This is a genomic window from Terrabacter terrae, from assembly GCF_039529575.1.
GTDB lineage: Bacteria > Actinomycetota > Actinomycetes > Actinomycetales > Dermatophilaceae > Terrabacter > Terrabacter terrae.
Genome location: NZ_BAAANB010000021.1, coordinates 1,281,383 through 1,299,895, shown reverse-complemented (window position 1 = coordinate 1,299,895; position 18,513 = coordinate 1,281,383). Strand labels below are relative to the sequence as shown.

Annotated in this window: 16 protein-coding genes; 8 read left to right on the top strand and 8 right to left on the bottom strand. The window is 70.7% G+C overall.

The features are described 5' to 3' along the window. Positions 1-185: 185 nt before the first annotated feature. Positions 186-521 carry a DUF4760 domain-containing protein gene (locus ABD194_RS16265; protein ID WP_343993228.1) on the bottom strand — a complete coding sequence of 112 codons (336 nt, stop codon included), beginning with the start codon at positions 519-521 and terminating at the stop codon, positions 186-188. A gap of 215 nt (positions 522-736) precedes the next feature. Here ABD194_RS16265 and ABD194_RS16260 point away from each other — a divergent pair, with 215 nt between their 5' ends. Continuing rightward, positions 737-1,963, top strand: a complete 1,227-nt coding sequence (locus ABD194_RS16260) for a S1C family serine protease (RefSeq protein ID WP_343993226.1) — start codon at positions 737-739, stop codon at positions 1,961-1,963. A 39-nt stretch (positions 1,964-2,002) separates the two neighbouring features. Here the strand turns inward: ABD194_RS16260 and ABD194_RS16255 are convergent, their stop codons facing one another. Next, on the bottom strand, positions 2,003-2,842 hold the full coding sequence (locus ABD194_RS16255) for a hypothetical protein (RefSeq protein ID WP_343993224.1): 840 nt from the start codon (positions 2,840-2,842) through the stop codon (positions 2,003-2,005). A gap of 389 nt (positions 2,843-3,231) precedes the next feature. On the opposite strand from ABD194_RS16255, the gene ABD194_RS16250 reads away from it, so the two are divergent. Next, on the top strand, positions 3,232-5,190 hold the full coding sequence (locus ABD194_RS16250) for a hypothetical protein (RefSeq protein ID WP_343993222.1): 1,959 nt from the start codon (positions 3,232-3,234) through the stop codon (positions 5,188-5,190). A 164-nt stretch (positions 5,191-5,354) separates the two neighbouring features. Here the strand turns inward: ABD194_RS16250 and ABD194_RS16245 are convergent, their stop codons facing one another. The 6 genes from ABD194_RS16245 to ABD194_RS16220 all read right to left on the bottom strand — a co-directional run bounded on the left by ABD194_RS16245 (position 5,355) and on the right by ABD194_RS16220 (position 11,263). After that, entirely contained in the window at positions 5,355-6,734 is a 1,380-nt protein-coding gene (locus ABD194_RS16245; RefSeq protein ID WP_343993220.1) for an FAD-dependent oxidoreductase, read from the bottom strand. A gap of 345 nt (positions 6,735-7,079) precedes the next feature. Continuing rightward, positions 7,080-7,820, bottom strand: a complete 741-nt coding sequence (locus ABD194_RS16240) for a GntR family transcriptional regulator (protein ID WP_343993218.1) — start codon at positions 7,818-7,820, stop codon at positions 7,080-7,082. Positions 7,821-7,887: 67 nt separating this feature from the next. After that, positions 7,888-8,301 (bottom strand): universal stress protein, encoded by a 414-nt coding sequence (locus ABD194_RS16235; RefSeq protein ID WP_343993216.1) that lies wholly within the window; start codon positions 8,299-8,301, stop codon positions 7,888-7,890. Positions 8,302-8,314: 13 nt separating this feature from the next. After that, the gene (locus ABD194_RS16230; RefSeq protein ID WP_343993212.1) at positions 8,315-9,130 is read right to left on the bottom strand and encodes an ATP-binding cassette domain-containing protein; all 816 of its coding nucleotides are present in this window, start codon (positions 9,128-9,130) and stop codon (positions 8,315-8,317) included. 1 nt (position 9,131) lies between these two features. After that, positions 9,132-10,202: an ABC transporter permease gene (locus ABD194_RS16225; RefSeq protein ID WP_343993210.1), complete on the bottom strand. Its 1,071-nt coding sequence runs from the start codon at positions 10,200-10,202 to the stop codon at positions 9,132-9,134. Between the two features lie 62 nt (positions 10,203-10,264). Next, positions 10,265-11,263 carry a substrate-binding domain-containing protein gene (locus ABD194_RS16220; protein WP_343993208.1) on the bottom strand — a complete coding sequence of 333 codons (999 nt, stop codon included), beginning with the start codon at positions 11,261-11,263 and terminating at the stop codon, positions 10,265-10,267. A gap of 483 nt (positions 11,264-11,746) precedes the next feature. Between ABD194_RS16220 and ABD194_RS16215 the strand changes: the two genes are divergently transcribed. Genes ABD194_RS16215 through ABD194_RS16190 form a run of 6 tightly spaced genes read left to right on the top strand, consistent with a single transcriptional unit; the run spans position 11,747 to position 18,497 of the window. After that, complete coding sequence (locus ABD194_RS16215) at positions 11,747-12,751, top strand: Gfo/Idh/MocA family protein (RefSeq protein WP_343993206.1); 1,005 nt, start codon at positions 11,747-11,749, stop codon at positions 12,749-12,751. A 14-nt stretch (positions 12,752-12,765) separates the two neighbouring features. Continuing rightward, complete coding sequence (iolC, locus tag ABD194_RS16210) at positions 12,766-13,827, top strand: 5-dehydro-2-deoxygluconokinase (protein WP_343993204.1); 1,062 nt, start codon at positions 12,766-12,768, stop codon at positions 13,825-13,827. Further along, on the top strand, positions 13,824-14,738 hold the full coding sequence (locus ABD194_RS16205) for a Cgl0159 family (beta/alpha)8-fold protein (RefSeq protein WP_343993202.1): 915 nt from the start codon (positions 13,824-13,826) through the stop codon (positions 14,736-14,738). The genes iolC and ABD194_RS16205 overlap by 4 nt, the downstream gene beginning before the upstream one ends. Continuing rightward, positions 14,735-15,640 (top strand): 5-deoxy-glucuronate isomerase, encoded by a 906-nt coding sequence (iolB, locus tag ABD194_RS16200; protein ID WP_343993200.1) that lies wholly within the window; start codon positions 14,735-14,737, stop codon positions 15,638-15,640. Before ABD194_RS16205 ends, iolB begins: the two co-directional genes overlap by 4 nt. Continuing rightward, positions 15,637-17,619 carry a 3D-(3,5/4)-trihydroxycyclohexane-1,2-dione acylhydrolase (decyclizing) gene (gene iolD, locus ABD194_RS16195; RefSeq protein WP_343993198.1) on the top strand — a complete coding sequence of 661 codons (1,983 nt, stop codon included), beginning with the start codon at positions 15,637-15,639 and terminating at the stop codon, positions 17,617-17,619. The genes iolB and iolD overlap by 4 nt, the downstream gene beginning before the upstream one ends. After that, positions 17,616-18,497, top strand: a complete 882-nt coding sequence (locus ABD194_RS16190; protein ID WP_343993196.1) for a sugar phosphate isomerase/epimerase family protein — start codon at positions 17,616-17,618, stop codon at positions 18,495-18,497. Before iolD ends, ABD194_RS16190 begins: the two co-directional genes overlap by 4 nt. Positions 18,498-18,513: the final 16 nt, after the last annotated feature.

Genomic DNA, 18,513 nt, shown 5'->3' with positions numbered 1-18,513 from the left:
CCTTGAACGCGAGCGTTGTTCGGTTTCGGGCCGGTCGCCGCCTCGTGTCGTGACGCCACCCGACGGGGTGGCCGGGGGCCGCGGTCGACGACGGCCCTTCCTCCGCTCTACACCTCCTCCGGCGACGCCGCAGCCGAACCGAGGAGATGGCCCACCAGACGCTCGATGTTCACCTGGGCGTCTGGTCACTCCTGCCGGCCGGCCAGCGCCTCGAAGTTCTCATAGAGAGCGGGCGCGCCGAACTTCTCGCGAAGCTTCACCGCGGCCGGCCCGACCCGGGACCACATCCCGGCGACCCAGAGCCAGTCCAGGACGAGGTCGGTGTCCAGCAGGCCGTTCTTGGTCAGCGTCCCGATCGTCTCGCCCCAGCTGAGGATCCGGGAGACGAAGACGTCGTCGGGTGAGGCCGCCTCTGGGTCGAAGTCATCCGCCCACACCGCCAGCTGAGCCTCCTCCAGTCCCATCGTGGACCCCCACTGGGCCACCTGGACGAGCAGCATGCCGTCCTCTCGACTGGCCATCAGACCCTCCTTGGTCCGCAACCTCCCCGCCGATCGACGCTACTCGCGGCACTCACCCGGGCGCAGCGCTTCGGGCCAGGCGGGGGTGGCGCTGGCGTGTCGCCAGATTCACTCCCAGGACTCACAACCGGCTCATGGCCGGCACAGAGAACGCTCATCACCGCGGGCGGTCCACTGATCCCAGGCATACAGCTACGAAGCGTAAGGAAGCGCAGATGGACACCTCGGTCAACACGGGCTCGGCCACGGAATCGCCTGACAACACCCCCGGATCCTCCACACACAGCAAGCGGTTCCGACGTGGCACGCTGGCCGCGATCGCCGCGCTGTCCCTCGGGCTGGCGGCCTCACCGGCTCTGGCCGCCTCCCGTGCTGCGCACAGCACCATGGTGCAGGACTGGCAGGGGTGGTCCTCGTCACAGGCCGACTCCGGCGGCCAGTCCTGGGGGTCGGGATCCGCATACGGCTCCGGAGGCCTCGGCGCTCCGGGGGCGGGCGCGGCATCACAGCAGGCGACTTCCGCCGAGTCCCAGGGCGTCGTCCTCATCGACACGGTGCTGCCGTACCAGAACGGCCGCGCCGCCGGCACCGGCATGGTGCTGACCCCCAGCGGCCAGGTGCTGACGAACTACCACGTGGTGCATGGCGCCGGCTCGATCCGGGTCACGGTCGCAGCGACCGGCACGACCTACCAGGCGACCGTCGTGGGAACCGACGAGGCGCACGACGTCGCGCTCATCCAGCTCACCGGCGCGTCCGGGCTGACGACGATCACGCCCGACACCGACGGCGTGGGCGTGGGTGCGGAGGTCACGGCGGTCGGCAACGCCGGCGGCACCGGCACGCTGACCGCGGCGGACGGGGAGATCACCGGGCTCGACGCCTCGGTCACCGCGACCTCCGAGGACGGCACCTCACCCGAGACGCTGGACGGCATGCTCGAGACCAACGCCGACGTGCAAGCCGGCGACTCGGGCGGGCCGCTGTTCGACGCACAGGGCGAAGTGGTCGGCATCGACACTGCTGGTTCCTCCGGGGGGAGGCCCGACGCCTACGCCATCCCGATCGCGCGCGCTCTGACCATCGCGCGCCAGATCCAGTCCGGCCATGAGACCACCACCGTGCGCATCGGCCCGGCCGCGTTCCTCGGTGTCGAGGTCGGCAGCGCCGTCGGATACGGCGGCGACGGCTACGGCGGCCCCGTCACGACGCCCGGCGCGCAGGTCAGTGGTGTCCTGAGCGGCGCGGCCGCAGCCGAGGCGGGCCTGCAGGCGGGCGACGTCATCACCAGGCTCGACGGTCGAGCCGTCACCTCACCGGACGACGTGTCCTCGGCGCTCGTCGGAGCGAACCCCGGTGACAGTGTCGCCATCGATTGGACGAGCCAGGACGGCAGCCAGCACAACGCCTCCGTCACCCTCGGGGCCAGCCCGGTCGCGTGATCGCTCCGGCGAGCTCGCCGGTCCCGCCGCGGGGTTGACTCAGTCGACGATGGCCGCCAGGGCTGAGACGAACCCCGGGACGCTCACGAGCACCGCGACCGCGACGATCCCCTGTACGGCGCGGGCGGCGCGGCGCCGCACGGCTCCCGACCAGCGCGGCAGCACCAGAGCCGCGAGCAGCACGAGACAGCCGACGACGACGACCCCGGCAGCGACCGAGACCACCGTCAGCGCTGCGGTCGCGAACAGGGTGAGCGGTAGCAGCCACAGCCACCACCACCGGGTCGGCCTGCCGACCGCGGCCGCGATCCGCCCGGCCACGGGAGCAGTGATCGCTCCCGTCAGGACGGCCATCAGGAAGAAGATGACGACGCTCAGCCAGCCCGGCCCCACGATCGCGAAGTCTGGGTTGTCGCCGCGCAAGGGGTCCACGGTGGCACCGACGAGCACGAGGGCAGCTGCCCCGAAGACCGCTCCCCCGACCAGACCGCGGGGCACGACGAACGAGGCGAGCGCATACGCGAGGCCCGCAGCCAGGCCGAACGGCACACCCACGAAGAGCATGAACCCGATGGTGCCGGTCAGTGAGATCTGACCGACCACCTGCTCCGCCTCGGTGATCCGGCCCTGCGCATCGGCCGACGTGGCTGCCAGCAGTCGCATGGCCAGGCGACCGGCGGGGCCGATGACGAACACCCCGACCGCCAGGCCGCAGAGCAGCGCCACCGCCACGAACCACACCAGTGCCTGCGCCCGACCCGCGGGGCCGGCCTGCTCGTCCCGTGCCCACGCCGGGACCGTCAGCGAGTAGCCGCGCCAGCGCCACGCAGCAGCGGCCGCGATGAGCAGCAGCGCCCCACAAGCAAGCATCACGAGCATGCACGAAGTGAAACAGGAGCCGCACGTCTCCGTAGGCGGTTTGCGGTCTCCGCTCGTGCGACCGAGACACGCCGGAGCTTGAACCGGACTGTCCTGGTATCCGCCGTCCGGAACGTCGGGAATTTCGCCTAGGCGCTGTCTGACATTTCACGCCAAGGTCCGTGAAACGGCGCAGCGCACCAAGAGGTCCGGACCTGCGAGCAGGCGTCCACGTCCTCGCGTATTCGCAAACGGCACAAGCGCTTTGGGCTTCCTGAGGGAATTCGAGGAGCACACTGAGAAAGCCGCGCAGGGCGGCGTCGTCGGTCCGGAGCGGCCGTCACGAACCTGTTTTCTGCAGAGGGGGAATCATGCACGGAAAGGCTCGGCCCCGAGCTCGGGGCCGGTTGGTGGCACTGGGTGTCGCCGTCGCGGCGATGGTCCTCGGTGGTCAGTCGGCCGCGAGCGTGGCCTCGGACGCGGCTCGGGCAGCCACGGCTGCGACGACGGCGAACGCCGCGCAGACGGCGCCGCAGGGTCTGCTGCGCACCATCACCAAGAACGCCAGCGTCTCGTTCCCGGCGTCACGGGCCGCCGGCCAGCCGAGCGGGGTGCAGGCTCACGAGCTGCCCCCCGGCGAGGGCCCGGAGGGCGACTCGAGCGCGATGCGAAGCCACTCGAAGGGCCCACGCGGCAAGAACCGCTCGGTGGACATGCTCCGCCCACCGGTCGTGGCTCCCACCACCGTCGACGGGTCGGAAGGTCTTAACCGCAGCTGGCTGGGGCTCGACGGCTTCGACCAGCGCTACGCCAACGGCGGCAACCAGTTCTCGGTCGAGCCGCCCGACCAGGGCCTCTGCGTCGGCAACAGCTACGTCGTCGAAGCAGTCAACGACGTCGTGCGGGTGTATCGCACCAACGGGTCGGCAGCGACCGCGGTCAGTGACCTCAACAGCTTCTACGGCTACCCGGCGCAGATCGACCGCACCACGGGCCTAACCGGTCCCTTTTTGACCGACCCGACGTGCGTATACGACCACGGAAGCGGCCGGTTCTTCCTCGTCGTGCTGACCCTCGAAGTCGACCCGGAGACGGGCGCGTTCCTGGGACCCAACCACCTCGACCTGGCCGTCAGCCGCACGAGCGATCCCACCGGCCGGTGGGACATCTACCGCCTTCCCGTCCAGGACGACGGCACGCGGGGCACGCCGAAGCACACGGACTGCCCGTGCATCGGCGACTACCCGCACATCGGGTCCGACGCCCACGCCGTCTTCCTGACGACCAACGAGTACCCGTTCACCGACGCCCCGGGCCTCTACGGCAACAACTTCAACGGTGCCCAGATCTACGCACTCGACAAGGCAGCGCTGGTGTCGGGGACGTCACGCATCAACGTCGTCCACTTCCAGAACACGTTCCTGCCCTCCGGTGACTCGAAGGTGCCCGGCTTCACCGTGTGGCCGGCGCAGGTCCCCGACTCGCACTACGCCACGGCACAGGGCGGCACGGAGTACTTCCTGAGCTCGGTCGCCGGCGAGGAGGCGCAGCCGCGCCGGTTCACCGGCATGGCCGACCGGATCGGCGTGTGGTCGGTGACGAACACCGAGACCATCACCGACCGTCGACCCGACCTGCAGCTGCAGCGCGGGCTGGTGCACTCCGAGGTGTACGGCGTCCCGCCGCTGTCCGAGCAGAAGCCCGGCCCGGTCCCCCTGCGGGACTGCGTCCTCGTCAACTGCAACGACGTCCTCGGAGTCGGCGTCACTCCCCCGCGGCACGAGTCGGAGGGGCAGCTGGACAGCAACGACAGCCGCATGCAGCAGGTCTACTACTCAGGTGGCCGGTTGTACGGCGCCCTCGACACCGTCATGCGGGTCGACGGGTCGCTCCAGGCGGGCATCGCCTGGTTCGCCGTGAAGCCGGGCACGACGGCAGGGTCCTCCAATGTCGCCCGGCAGGGCTACGTCGGCGTCGCCGAGAACAACGTGAACTACCCGGCCATCGCCGTGCTGCCGGACGGCACGGGCGCGATGGCGTTCACGCTCGTGGGTCACGACTACTACCCCACTGCCGCCTACACGCTGTTCGGGAGCGACGGGCCCGGCGACGTGCAGATCGGCGGACTCGGGCGGGCACCGCAGGACGGCTTCAGCGAGTACACGGCCTTCCTCGACCCGGGACAGACGCTGCGCCCGCGCTGGGGTGACTACAGCGCGGCCGTCACGAACGGCTCCGACGTCTTCATGGCCACGGAGTACATCCAGTCCCGGTGCACGTTCTCCCAGTTCCGCACGGACATGACCTGCGGCGGGACCCGCGCTCCGCTCATCAACTGGGCGACCCGGATCTACAGCGTGACGCCGTAGCCCCGTCGGGCCCGGTCGAGCCCCGATACGCCTGACAAGCGGTCGCGTGGACCACAGCACTCGTCGTGCTCGGTCCACGCGACCGCCGCCTGCCCGCGGTCACCGGGATCGGCCGGGCGACAGCCGCCGTCCAGCAGCCGCTGCGCCTGCAGCCCCACAGCGCCTCAGTGCGGGAGATCCGGGCATGGGGGCAGCGGCCCGACCCGAGGATGCTGCACCGCCGCACCGGTCACCGCGGGTGAATGTCGTGAGGCCGTCAGGACGCGCGCGACCACGTCGGGGCGAAAGAGCGCCAGGGGTGGGTCCTCGAGCTGGAGCACCCGGTTGAACACCCGGGCCACGGGCAGCGACGCATGCGCAGCCTGGATCACGCGGGCCGTGTAGCCGTTGAGCCGCGTCGTCCCCAGCGGTCTGGGACCCACCGTCTCCGGGTGGCCGAAGTCGCCGCCGACGGCGATACGCCACGGGGCGTCGATGATGCGGGCCGCGTGGCGATGGAAGCGCTTGGGCAGGTCGGGTGCGCTGAGCCCCACCCGGGCAACGGCTCGCCCGAGAGCGGCTGCCTGCAGAGCGGCCGAGGTCATGCCCTGCCCGTAGACCGGGTCGAAGCTGCAGGCGGCGTCCCCGACGGTCACGAGCCCGCCGGGGAGCTCGGTGACGCGCTCGTAGTGCCGCCGCCGGCTCGAGGGGAAGCGGTAGCTCTCGATGTCCGACACGCGCGTGCAGTGCTCGATCAGCTGGGCGATGGTCGGGCTGGACAGGCTGCGGGCGAAGGCGGCGACGCCTTCTGCGGTCGACGGCGGGGCGTCGCCATGGACGCCGGAGAGCATCACGTTCCACCGGTCGCCCTCCACCGGTAGCGCAGCCCCGCTGCGGAAGGTGCCCGGGTTGCCGATGACGATGGCCACGTCTCCCTCGAAGTCCCCTGGGGACCGGCGCAGGAAGAAGGAGACGTAGCCGATGTCGATGCCCACGTGCGTGACCGGCGGGTCCAGCACTCCGTCGCGGGCGAGCTCGTGGGCGAGCCCCGAGCTGCGCCCGGAAGCGTCGACCACCAGCTCGGTCGCGCGGACGTGGCCGTCCACGACGACGCCGGTCACACGGCGTCCTGTCACCTCGACCCGCTCGACGGTGGCGCCCGCCTCGATGCTGACACCGGGCAGGGCGGCGACCCGCTGCCGAACCACCTGCTCGAGCAGCGGACGGGTGAGGCTGAGCCCCGGACGGCCGAGCTCGCCACGGGCGCGGTAGGCGCCGCCCTGGTGGATCCACGCGCCGAAGCCGTCGACGCGGGCCGCGCCAAGGTGTTGCAGCTCCTCCTCGATGCCTGGGAACCAGGCCCGCAGCTGCTCGAGGCCGGCCGACAGCAGGATGTGCAGCTGGCGCCCCTGCGGCACGCGCGCCCGCGGCGTCGCGGCCAGGGGCAGGTCGTCGCGGTCGATCACGGTCACCGGGGTGCCCTGCTCGACGAGCGCGCGCGCCGCAAGCAGGCCCGCCATGCTCGCGCCGACGACCACCACCGGTTCCCGTTGCTGCGCAGCCACCACACCACCTCCCCGAGCGACAGGACAAGGCTAGAGCTGCTGGAGGGCCGCCGACCGGCATACTCGCAGGCGAAGCCGCCCAGCTCGCGCGCGAGGGAGCGTGTCGCTCTCGGTCCGACGTGTCGAAGTCGTCGACAGCGTGTTCGGGTGAGGCAGGACCGACCGGGGGACACGGCTTAGTACGGGTCGGCAGCCACCTCCGACTCGTCTGGCCGCAGTGGCAGGGCGCCGGCTCGCCGAGCATCCGCGCCCTTGCTGGCCAGTTCCCCTTCGACGTGGCCCGCCGCGGCTACGCCGTCGACACCACGGTTCTCCAGTCCGTGCTGCCCGCGCACGATGGACCGGTCAGCGTTCGTCGAGCATGACCTCGATGGAGTAGTCCTGGGCGCGGTAGCAGTGGTCGCCGTACTCCACCGGGGCGCCCACACCGTCGAACGCCGTGCGTGACATGGTCAGCACCGGCTGGGACGGCGTGAGGTCGAGGTGCCTGCGTTCCGGGGCCGAGGGCTGTCGGGCCCCGATGCGCTGGTGCGCGACAACCGGCTTGCCTCCACGGGAGCGCAGCAGGGCGTAGAGCCCGTCCCGCTCCAGATCCTCACGGCCGAGGTCGGAGTAGGCCGGCGGGAGCCAGTTGCGCAGGATCGCCAGGGGCCGGTCCCCGTCGAGCCGGAGACGGACCAGGTGAAGCAGTGGGGTGTCAGCGGCCAGGCCCATGGCCGCTGCGGCGACCTCGTCCGTCGTCACCTCGTGCGTCAGCACCACGGTGCGGGGGTCCCCAGACCCATCGCGGCGCAGGTCGTCGTAGAGGCTGGTCAGCTCGGCGCGCCGGTGAATCTGACGCCCCGCGACGGTCGTGCCTCGGCCTCGCCGACGAAGCAGCAGACCCTGCGCAACCAGCTCCTGGATGGCCCGCCTCACCGTCGGCCGGGAGAGTCCGAGCCGGTCGGCCATGGCGACCTCGTTCTCGAACGGGTCCCCCGGCTGCAGCTCGCCCCTGGCGATCGCCGCGTTCAGCTGCTCGGCCAGTTGGTGGTAGAGCGGGATCGGCGTCTCGCGGTCGATGCGGACGTCAACGGGCTTGGACATGGCCGCAGGGTATCGACGTGCCAACCCCATGCGCGAATGTGCTCATGTCAGTACACCGGCTCGTCCCTCATCTCGGGCTCTTGACGACGAGCACCGGCACCTCGGCATCGAGGATGAGGTTCTGTGTGATGCTCCCGAGGAACGCCTTGCCCACGGGGGAACGACGCCGTGCCCCGATGACGAGCAGCTCGGGTCGCAGCTCGCCGACAGCCCGCAGCAGGGCTGCGGACACATCGCCGGTGTCCCGTCCGCCGGCCACCACGTGGACGTCCCAGCGAACCTCGGGCAGCGACGCGTCGCGCAGGACCTTCTCCACCGCATCGGAGATGCCCGCCCGGTTGGCCTCGGCGATGTCGTTGTCGAGCGACTCCACCACGTGGATGACGACGAGCTGCGTCCCTCGGTATGCCGCCTGGCGGGCTCCTTCCTCGAGCGCGAGATCACTCGAGCTACGGGTGTGGTGGGCGACGGCGACGCTCATGACGCCACCTCGCTCACTTCTGCAGCTCGTGGGAGAGCTCGGTCAGCTCGTCGCCGCCGGCCATCTGGCGGGTGAGCTCGTCGAGGGCCACCTCGGAGCGTTTCTTGTCGAGCACGGCCTGGCCGAGCTTGAGGATGACGAAGTGGTTGCCGACGAGGTAGGCGTGGTGCGGGTTGTGGGTGATGAAGACGACGCCGAGACCCGCGTCCCGGGCCGCCGCCGTGTACTTCAGCACGACGCCGGACTGCTTGACGCCCAGGGCCGCGGTCGGCTCGTCCAGGATGAGCACGCGGGCGCCGAAGTAGACGGCGCGGGCGATGGCCACGCACTGGCGCTGGCCGCCGGAGAGGTTGCCGATGGGCTGGTTGATGTCCTTGACGACGATCCCCATCTTGCGCAGCTCCTCGTCGGCGATGCGCTTCATGTCGTTGATCTTCAGCGGCGCCAGGGGCGCCCCGCCGGCGACCATCTCGGAGCCGAGGAAGAAGTTGCGCCAGACCTCCATGAGGCTCACGACCGCGAGGTCCTGGTAGACGGTCGCGATGCCGTGCCCGAGGGAGTCGCGCGGTGAGGAGAACGAGACCTCCTTGCCGTCGACCTTCATCGTCCCCTCGTTGTGCGGGTGCAGCCCGGAGATGATCTTGATCAGGGTCGACTTGCCGGCGCCGTTGTCGCCGAGGACGCAGGTGACCTCGCCAGCGTTGACGGTCAGGTTGATGCCCTTGAGCGCGCGGATCGCGCCGTAGGTCTTGCCGATGTCGATCATCTCGACGAGCGGCTCACCCTTGTACAGCTCGGGATCGGCGTGGTCGTGCAGGGTGTCGGTCATGTCAGCTCGCCTTCCGGGCGGTCGAGAGTCGCTTGACGTAGAGGTTGACCATGACGGCGAGCAGGAGCATGACGCCGAGGAAGGCCTTGAACCAGTTCGGGTCCCACCCGGCGTACACGATGCAGAGGCTGGTCATGCCGAAGATGAAGGCGCCGATGGCCACGCCGATGGCGTTGCCGTAGCCGCCGGTGAGCATCGTGCCGCCCACGACCGCGGCGATGATGTAGAGGAACTCGTTGCCGACGCCGTTGCCCGCCTGCAGCGTGTTGTAGTTGTACAGGTAGTGCATCCCGGCGAACCAGCCGAGGAAGCTCACGGTCATGAAGAGCCCGACCTTGACCCGGGTGACGGGCACACCAACCGCGCGGGCCGAGGCGGCGTTGCCGCCGACGGCGAAGATCCAGTTGCCGATCCTGGTGCGCTGGAGCACGTAGGCAGAGAGCGCCACGAAGAGGAACCACCAGATGACGGTGATCGAGAGCGTCACCGAGCCGATCTGCCACTCGTTGGCGAAGATCCAGTTGAGGGAGTCGTAGCCCGCCATCTGGTTGATGTTGGGGCTCGACACCGACCCGGTGACGAGCTTGGTCACGCCGAGGTTGGCGCCCTGCAGGACGAAGAACGTGCCGAGGGTGATGAGGAAGCTCGGAATCCCGGTCCTCATGACGAGGTAGCCGTTGAGGAAGCCGATCGCCAGGCAGAGCACGAGCGAGAGGATGGCGCCGACCCAGAGGTTGATCCCCAGCTGGTAGCAGAACATCGCGTTGAAGAGCCCTGCGGTGGTGACCAGGACGCCGGCGGAGAGGTCGAACTCGCCGCCGATCATCAGCATGCCGACTGCGACGGCCACGATTCCGATGGTCGAGGACTGGTAGAGGACGGTGAAGAACGATGCCGGGGTGCGGAAGGCCGGCGCGACGATGAGGAAGAAGATGAAGATGACGATCGCCGCGACGAGGGCGCCGATCTCGGGTCGTGCCAGCAGCCGGTTCGACCAGCCCAGGGTGACCCGGTTGGAGGCGTCGGCGGGGGCCGAGGGCGACGGGTCCGTCTTGACGGGGGTGCTACTCATGACAGCTCCAGTGCTGTTCGGCGGGGGCCGAGCCCTTCACGGACCCGGCCCCCTGGAGGCGGTTAGCGGGTGTTCTGCTTGATGAACGGGAGGACCTGGGCGATGTTCGTCTTGTCGACGAACGAGGGGCCGGTCAGCACGGCCTGGCCGCCACCGAGGACGTTGCCGTTCTTCTTGAAGAGGTAGAGCTGCGTGATGGCCATGTAGCCCTGCAGGTAGGGCTGCTGGTCGATGAACCACTGGATCTTGCCGTCCTGGACCGCCTGGGCCGCGTCCGGGTTGGTGTCGAAGGTGCCGATCTTGACCTCTGGGCGCCCGGCGCCCTGGGCGGCCTTGATGGTGTCGAGGGCCTGCGGCGCACCGAGGGTGACGACCCAGTTGATCGTCTTGTCCTCCGTGAGCTTGGCCTGGATGGCGGTCGTGACGGCGGCGTCGTCGGCGCCGTTGACCTGCAGGTTCTCGGTGTTCGGGAAGGTGGCCTTGACGCCGGCGCAGCGGTCCTCGAGGGCCACCGAACCGGTCTGCTGGATCGTGCAGAGGATCTTGGTGGCGCCCGCTGCGGCAGCGCGCTTGCCGGCCTCCTGGCCGCCCAGCTTCTCGTTGGAGGCGAAGTGGGTCAGTGACCCAGCCTGCTGGAAGAAGTCGATCCCCGAGTTGAACGTGTCCACCGGGATGCCGGCGGCGACGGCCTTCTTGATGGTGGGGATCAGCGCGTCCGGGGTGACCAGGGTCGTGGCGATCCCGTCGACCTTGGAGTCGATGGCGTTCTGGATCAGGACCGCCTGCTTGCTGGCGTCCGGGTCGGACGAGTACTTCAGGGTGGCACCGGTGTCCTTGGCAGCCTGCTGCGCGCCCGCCTTGATGCGGTCCCAGAAGGTGTCGCCCGGTGTCTCGTGGGTGATCATGGCGAAGGTGTAGCCGCTGTTGCCGCCACCACCTCCGCCCCCACCACCCGTCGACGTGGCGGCTGGTGCACCACCACCGCTGCAGGCGCTCAGGGCGAAGGCCGCGGCCATGGCGACGCCGGCTGACGCCGCGAGGCTCTTGCGAGTCGGAGTCATCGTTGATTCCTTTCCTTGCGTCGCGGTGGCCGGTCGCCGAGTAGCGCGACGTGCTGTGACCGGCGTTCCGTCGGTCTGGGTGGGTCCCGTATGCCGTGTGCCACCTGGCGCGGTCGGCGCGGGGCCGAAGGGGTGTCGGGTCAGCCCGAGCTCCGTCCGGTACGTCTGCAGTTGGAGGGGTCTGGCTGCGTCACGTCCGATCGGACGGTGTGGGGCGAGGTCGTCGCCCGAGGAGTGCGCGGTTGTGGCGAACCGGAGACGTGGTGGCTCGCCGCTGTTCACACTGGTGAGTGCGCCGTGGCAAAACATCGCGGTCGATGCGTCCGGTCCGGCGTCAGTGCCAGCGATTGGAGGATGCCTCTGGTTTCGAGGCCCTGTCAAGCAATTGAGCAAACATCAGAATGTTCTGACATTTGCTTGACACGGCATGTGGCTGGGCTGGACGATCGACCCACCACCGAGACCATCCCGAGGGAGTGACACATGCGCATCGGACTGGCCGGAGTCGGCCGCATCGGGGCGTTCCACGCCGAGACCCTGCGCGACCTGCCGGACGTCGACGAGGTCGTCGTCGCGGACCTGGACACCGACGCGGCTCGCGCTGTCGCCGAGAAGCTCGAGGTGGGCTGTGCCGCTTCTCCCGCCGAGCTGCTCGCCTCGGGGCTCGACGGCTTCGTCATCGCCACCGCGACGCCCGGACACGCTCCCCTGCTCCGGATGGGGCTCGAGGCCGGCGTGCCGACGTTCTGCGAGAAGCCGGTCGCCGCCACCCTGGAGGAGACGCTCGACCTCACCCGGCTCGTCTCCACGACGACCACCCCGGTCCATGTCGGTTTCCAGCGCCGCTTCGACCGCGGTTACCGGCGGGCGCGGCAGGCCGTGGCCTCGGGTGAGCTCGGGTTCGTGCACAGCATCCGGGCACAGACGCACGACCAGTCGCCACCCCACGCGGCCTACATCCCCACGAGCGGCGGGCTCTTCCGCGACTGCTCGATCCACGACTTCGACATCATCCGGTTCGTCACCGGGCGGGAGGTGGCCTCGGTCTACGCGACCGGCGCCAACAAGGGTGCCGACTTCTTCTCCGCGGCCGGCGACGTCGACACGGCCGCCGCCCTGCTGACGCTCGACGACGACACGCTCGTCTCGCTCTCGGCCACCCGCTACAACGGCGGCGGTCACGACGTCCGCATGGAGGTCCTCGGCAGCCAGGGCACGGTCGGGGTCGGCTACGACGACTCCCTGGCCGTCACCTCGGCCGAGCCGGGCGCGACCTATCCGTCCGGCCCTCGCCACTGGTCCTTCATGGAGCGCTTCCTGCCCGCCTACCGCGCCGAGCTGACGGCCTTCGCCGCTGTCGCCCGCGGGACCCTGTCCTCCCCCTGCACGGTGGAGGACGCCCTCCAGGCCTTCCGCGTCGCCGAGGCCTGCGAGCTCTCCCGCCACGAGAACCGCCCCGTCTCGCTCGACGAGATCCCGGGCCCCTGACCGAGGTCACCACGATGAGCACTCCCAGCACCCCACCGACCACGGCACCCGCCGGCGCGTCCGCCGCGGCACCCGGCGACACGGCATACGACACCGCGTACGACGTCGTCGCGATCGGCCGCACCGGCGTCGACATCTACCCGCTGCAGCACGGCGTCGGCCTCGAGGAGGTGGACACCTTCCAGAAGTTCCTCGGCGGCAGCGCCACCAACGTCAGCGTCGCGGCGGCCAGGCACGGGCACCGCGTCGCGCTCATCACCCGCACGGGGCACGACGCGTTCGGCCGCTACGTCCACGCGGCGCTGCGCGGCTTCGGCGTCGACGACACCTTCGTCTCGGCCGTCACCGGCCCGCCCACGCCGGTCACCTTCTGCGAGGTCTTCCCGCCCGACGACTTTCCGCTGTGGTTCTACCGCTACCCCATCGCACCCGACCTCATGGTCGAGCCCGACGAGATGCCCCTGGAGGCCATCCGGGAGGCCGGCATCTACTGGTCGACCGTGACCGGCCTCTCCCAGGAGCCGAGCCGCTCGGCGCACTTCCGCGGCTGGGAGGCGCGCGGGCACCGCACCCACACCGTGCTCGACCTCGACTACCGCCCGATGTTCTGGTCGAGCGCCGCCGAGGCGAGCGAGCAGGTCGGCCGCGCCCTCGAGCACGTGACCGTGGCTGTCGGCAACCGCGAGGAGTGCGAGGTCGCCGTCGGCGAGACCGACCCGCAGCGGGCGGCCGATGCCCTGCTCGAGCGCGGCGTCGAGCTGGCCATCGTCAAGCAGGGCCCCAAGGGGGTGCTGGCCGCGACCCGCGAGGAGCGAGTCGAGGTGGCGCCCTTCCCCGTCGACGTCGTCAACGGCCTCGGCGCGGGCGACGCCTTCGGCGGGGCGCTGTGCCACGGCCTGCTCGAGGGCTGGGACCTGCAGCGCGTCCTCACGTTCGCCAACGTCGCCGGTGCGATCGTGGCGGGCAGGCTCGAGTGCTCCACCGCCATGCCGACCTCCGCCGAGGTCGACGAGCGCCTGGCCGGCGGGGCCCCGGACGCCGCACCGTTCGCCACCGTCGCCGAGGAGGCACGATGACCACCACTCCCGTGAGCCCGAGTGTCCGGGTGGCCGACCTCACCGAGATCCGGGTGCGCGAGCCCGAGCGCATCGCGGCCGCCTGGGCCGCCCGAGAGCGGCGCCCACTCGTGCGCGAGGACGGCCGCCTGCTCCTCCTCGCGGCCGACCACCCCGCTCGGGGCGCCCTCGGGGTGCGAGGCGTGGGTGCCGCCATGGCGAGCCGCAGCAACCTGCTCGAGCGCCTCGTCACCGCGCTCGGGCGACCCGGTGTCGACGGCGTGCTCGGCACCCCCGACGTCCTCGACGACCTGCTCCTTCTCGGTGCACTCGAGGGCAAGGTCGCGATCGGCTCGATGAACCGCGGTGGCCTTCAGGGGGCCAGCTTCGAGCTCGACGACCGCTTCACGGCCTACACCGCGGCCGAGATCGCCGCGCGCGGCCTCGACGGCGGCAAGATGCTGACCCGCATCTGCCTCGACGACCCCGGCACGGTCGCGACGCTGGCAGCGAGCGCGCAGGCCGTCACGGAGCTCGCCGAGCAGCGGCTTCTGGCCATGGTCGAGCCGTTCCTCTCCGTCCGTCAGGAGGGTCGGGTCGTCAACCAGCTCGACCCCGACTCGACGATCAAGTCGGTCCACATCGCCGCCGGCCTCGGCGCGTCGAGTGCCTACACGTGGCTCAAGCTGCCCGTCGTCGACGAGCTCGACCGGGTCATGGACGCGACCACGCTGCCCACCCTCCTGCTCGGCGGCGACCCGCAGGGCGATCCCGAGGAGACGTACGCCTCGTGGGGCCACGCGCTGGCGCTGCCCGCGGTCCGCGGCCTCGTCGTGGGCCGCGCCCTGCTCTTCCCGCCCGACGAGGACGTGGCCGCGGCGGTCGACATCGCGGCCGGCCTCGTGCACGGCGCCGACGGAGGTGCGCCATGAGCTGGCACCGTCCGCACGGGAGCACGTCGCGCGACGGCTGGGACGTCGTCGTCGAGCCGGACGCGTCCGGCTGGGAGCACACCGGGTTGTATGCCGGCCGGCTGGCCGACGGCGAGACGCGCACCTTCGAGGCGGGGCACCGCGAGCACGTCGTCGTGCCGTTGTCCGGGTCGGTCGCCGTGGTGGCCGAGCGCGCCGAGGGCCGCGACGAGGCGAAGCTCGACGGTCGGGCGTCGGTCTTCGCCGGCCCGACCGACGTGGCCTACGTGCCGGCGGGGTCCACGCTCTCGGTGACCGCCGTGGGCGACGCACGGGTGGCGGTCGTCTTCGCCCTGACCGCGTCGGCGCAGGCACGGTTCCCGTTCCGGCACGTCTCGGCCGGCGAGGTTCCCGTCGAGCTGCGCGGTGCCGGGATCGCCTCGCGGGAGGTGCGCAACTTCGGCACCCCGGGCGTGCTCGACGCCGACTCGATCATCGCCTGCGAGGTCGTCACGCCCGCCGGCAACTGGAGCTCATGGCCGCCGCACAAGCACGACGAGGAGCGGCCGGACGAGGAGACGCAGCTCGAGGAGATCTACTACTTCCAGGTGGCGCCCGAGGCGGGCTCGCCCGAGGCCGCGACCACGGATCCCGTCGGCTACCAGCGGGTCTACGGCACGGAGCACCGGCCGATCGAGGTGCTGGCCGAGGTCCGCTCCGGCGACGTGGTCCTCGTCCCGCACGGCTGGCACGGCCCGGCGATGGCCGCGCCCGGCTACGACCTCTACTACCTCAACGTCATGGCCGGCCCCGGTGAGGAACGCGCCTGGCTGATCTGCGACGACCCGGCGCACGGCTGGGTCCGCGACACGTGGCCGGCCCAGCAGGTCGACCCCCGGCTACCGCTTGGAGGCACCCGATGACGCGGAACGACCAGCAGACCGCCTCGACGGTGCGGCTCACCGTCGCCCAGGCCGTCGTGCGGTTCCTCGCGAACCAGTGGAGCGAGCGCGACGGGCAGAGGCAGAAGCTCTTCGCCGGCTGCTTCGGCATCTTCGGCCACGGCAACGTCGCCGGCATCGGCCAGGCGCTGCTGCAGAACGAGCTCGCGGGCAGTCATGACTCCGTCGAACGCCTGCCCTATGTCCTGGCCCGGAACGAGCAGGCCATGGTGCACACCTCCGTGGCCTACGCCCGCCAGAAGGACCGGCTCCAGACATGGGCCTGCACGGCGTCGATCGGGCCCGGCTCGACGAACATGCTGACGGGTGCGGCTCTCGCGACGATCAACCGGATCCCGGTGCTGCTGCTGCCGTCCGGCACGTTCGCAACGCGCGTGAGCGCCCCGGTGCTGCAGGAGCTGGAGCAGCCGTATGCCGGCGACGTCACCGTCAACGACGCCTTCCGGCCGCTGTCGAGGTTCTTCGACCGCGTCACCCGGCCCGAGCAGCTGCCGTCCGCGCTGCTCGGGGCGATGCGGGTCCTCACCGACCCGGTCGAGACCGGCGCCGTGACGCTCGCACTGCCGCAGGACGTGCAGGCCGAGGCCTTCGACTGGCCGGTCGAGCTCTTCGCGCCGCGCGTGTGGCGCGTGGCACGTCCGGTGCCCGAGGCCGTGGACATCGCCGACGCCGCAGAGGTCATCCGGTCGGCGAAGCGTCCGCTCGTCGTCGCCGGCGGCGGCGTGCACTACTCCGGCGCCGAGGACGCGCTCCGGGCGTTCTGCGACGCCACCGGCATCCCCGTCGGGGAGTCGCAGGCCGGCAAGGGTTCGCTCCCCCACGGCCATCCCCAGCAGATGGGGGCGATCGGGTCGACCGGCACGACCGCGGCCAACGCCCTCGCCGCCGAGGCCGACGTCGTCGTCGGCATCGGCACGCGGTGGAGCGACTTCACGACCGCGTCGCGGACTGCCTTCCGACACGGTGCCGTTCGCTTCGTCAACGTCAACGTCGCCCGCTTCGACGCCGGCAAGCACGCCGGCCTGTCGGTCGTCGCCGACGCCCGTGAGGCGCTCACCGCCCTGACCGAGGCCCTCGACGGGTATGCCGTCGACGACACCTACCGGGAGCGCCAGGGTGCCTTGTGGGCCGAGTGGGACGCGGCCGTCGAGGGCGCCTTCCACCCACCGACCGAGGTGACGGACAAGCTGGCCGGCGGGCTGATGACACAGGGCCAGGTGCTCGGCGCCGTCAACGAGCTCATGGACCCGCGTGACGTCGTGCTCTGCGCTGCCGGCTCGATGCCCGGTGACATCCACAAGCTCTGGCGGGTGCGCGACCGCAAGGCCTACCACGTCGAGTACGGCTACTCCTGCATGGGCTACGAGGTGCCGGCATCGATCGGCGTGCGCCTCGCCGACGAGTCGCGCGACGTCTTCGCCATGGTCGGCGACGGCGGCTACCTCATGATGCCGACCGAGCTGGTGACCGCCGTGCAGGAGCGGGTCAAGGTCATCGTCGTGCTCGTCCAGAACCACGGCTTCCACTCGATCGGGTCACTCTCGGAGTCGCTCGGCTCGCAGCGCTTCGGCACGAGCTACCGGTTCCGCAGCGAGGGCTCCGGGCGCCTCGACGGCGACGTGCTGCCGGTCGACCTCGCCGCCAACGCCCGCTCGCTCGGCGCCCACGTCATCGAGGTGCACTCGGTCGGCGAGCTGCACCAGGCGATCAAGGAGGCCAAGGCGTGGCCGTCCGACGGCGGACCGGTCGTCATCCACGTCGAGACCGACCCGAGGGTCTACGCCCCCGACAGCGCGTCGTGGTGGGACGTGCCGGTCTCGCAGGTCAGCGACATCGAGACGACGCAGACGGCTTACCGCGAGTACCTCGACCACAAGGCCGGCCAGCGTCCGCTCGTCATGCCCACCGGTATCCCCTCAGCCCCGGAGTCCTCGTCATGAAGCTCGCCCTCGACCCCTACATGTTTCGGACGACGCCGCTGCTCGAGCTGCCCGGCCTCGTGGCCGGGCTCGGCTACCAGTGGATCGAGCTGTCACCCCGCGACGACTTCATCCCCTTCTTCAACCACCCGCGTGTCGACGACGCCGGGGTGGCGTCCTTCCGCAAGACCCTCGCCGAGGCGGGCGTCGGCGTCTCCTCGGTGCTGCCGCTCTTCCGGTGGTCCGGCCCCGACGAGGAGGACCGCCAGGCAGCCGTCCGCTACTGGAAGCGGGCCATCCAGATCGCCTCCGACCTCGGCGTCGACACCATGAACTCCGAGCTCAACGGCAACCCCCGCCAGGCCGCCGTCTGCGAGCGGATGTTCTGGCGCTCGATGGACGAGCTGCTGCCCGTCTTCGAGAAGGAGGGCATCCGGCTCGTGCTCGAGCCGCACCCCGACGACTGGGAGGAGGACGGCAAGCGCGCCGTCGACATCGTCCGCGGGATCAACTCCCCCGCCGTCAGCTTCCTCTACTGCGCGCCGCACACCTTCCACCAGGGCAACGACTGCGACGGGATCATGGACAGGGCCGGCGACCTGCTGACCATGGTCCACGTCGCCGACGCCTACGACCACACCGCCTCCTCGGGGCTGCGCTACATCGTCAACCCGCCCGGCTCGCAGGTCACCGTGCACCAGCACCTCGACATCGGACAGGGCGAGGTCGACTTCGGCCAGTTCTTCTCCGGCCTCGAGCGCATCGGCTTCGACGGCATCGTCACCTCCTGCGTCTTCGCCTGGGAGGACCGCGCCCGCGAGTCCAGCACCTACATGCGCGACACGATCCGCTCCTACCTCGACAAGTGGGCTACCGCTCCCACGCTCGTCTCCCCCTGAACCCCGCCACCCGGCA

Bases quoted from the DNA above. Each gene is read 5' to 3' on its own strand.
- ABD194_RS16265 (WP_343993228.1), bottom strand. From the start codon at position 521: ATGGCCAGTCGAGAGGACGGCATGCTGCTCGTCCAGGTGGCCCAGTGG.
- ABD194_RS16260 (WP_343993226.1), top strand. From the start codon at position 737: ATGGACACCTCGGTCAACACGGGCTCGGCCACGGAATCGCCTGACAAC.
- ABD194_RS16255 (WP_343993224.1), bottom strand. From the start codon at position 2,842: ATGCTCGTGATGCTTGCTTGTGGGGCGCTGCTGCTCATCGCGGCCGCT.
- ABD194_RS16240 (WP_343993218.1), bottom strand. From the start codon at position 7,820: ATGTCCAAGCCCGTTGACGTCCGCATCGACCGCGAGACGCCGATCCCG.
- ABD194_RS16235 (WP_343993216.1), bottom strand. From the start codon at position 8,301: ATGAGCGTCGCCGTCGCCCACCACACCCGTAGCTCGAGTGATCTCGCG.
- ABD194_RS16230 (WP_343993212.1), bottom strand. From the start codon at position 9,130: ATGACCGACACCCTGCACGACCACGCCGATCCCGAGCTGTACAAGGGT.
- ABD194_RS16225 (WP_343993210.1), bottom strand. From the start codon at position 10,202: ATGAGTAGCACCCCCGTCAAGACGGACCCGTCGCCCTCGGCCCCCGCC.
- ABD194_RS16220 (WP_343993208.1), bottom strand. From the start codon at position 11,263: ATGACTCCGACTCGCAAGAGCCTCGCGGCGTCAGCCGGCGTCGCCATG.
- ABD194_RS16215 (WP_343993206.1), top strand. From the start codon at position 11,747: ATGCGCATCGGACTGGCCGGAGTCGGCCGCATCGGGGCGTTCCACGCC.
- iolC (WP_343993204.1), top strand. From the start codon at position 12,766: ATGAGCACTCCCAGCACCCCACCGACCACGGCACCCGCCGGCGCGTCC.
- ABD194_RS16205 (WP_343993202.1), top strand. From the start codon at position 13,824: ATGACCACCACTCCCGTGAGCCCGAGTGTCCGGGTGGCCGACCTCACC.
- iolB (WP_343993200.1), top strand. From the start codon at position 14,735: ATGAGCTGGCACCGTCCGCACGGGAGCACGTCGCGCGACGGCTGGGAC.
- iolD (WP_343993198.1), top strand. From the start codon at position 15,637: ATGACGCGGAACGACCAGCAGACCGCCTCGACGGTGCGGCTCACCGTC.
- ABD194_RS16190 (WP_343993196.1), top strand. From the start codon at position 17,616: ATGAAGCTCGCCCTCGACCCCTACATGTTTCGGACGACGCCGCTGCTC.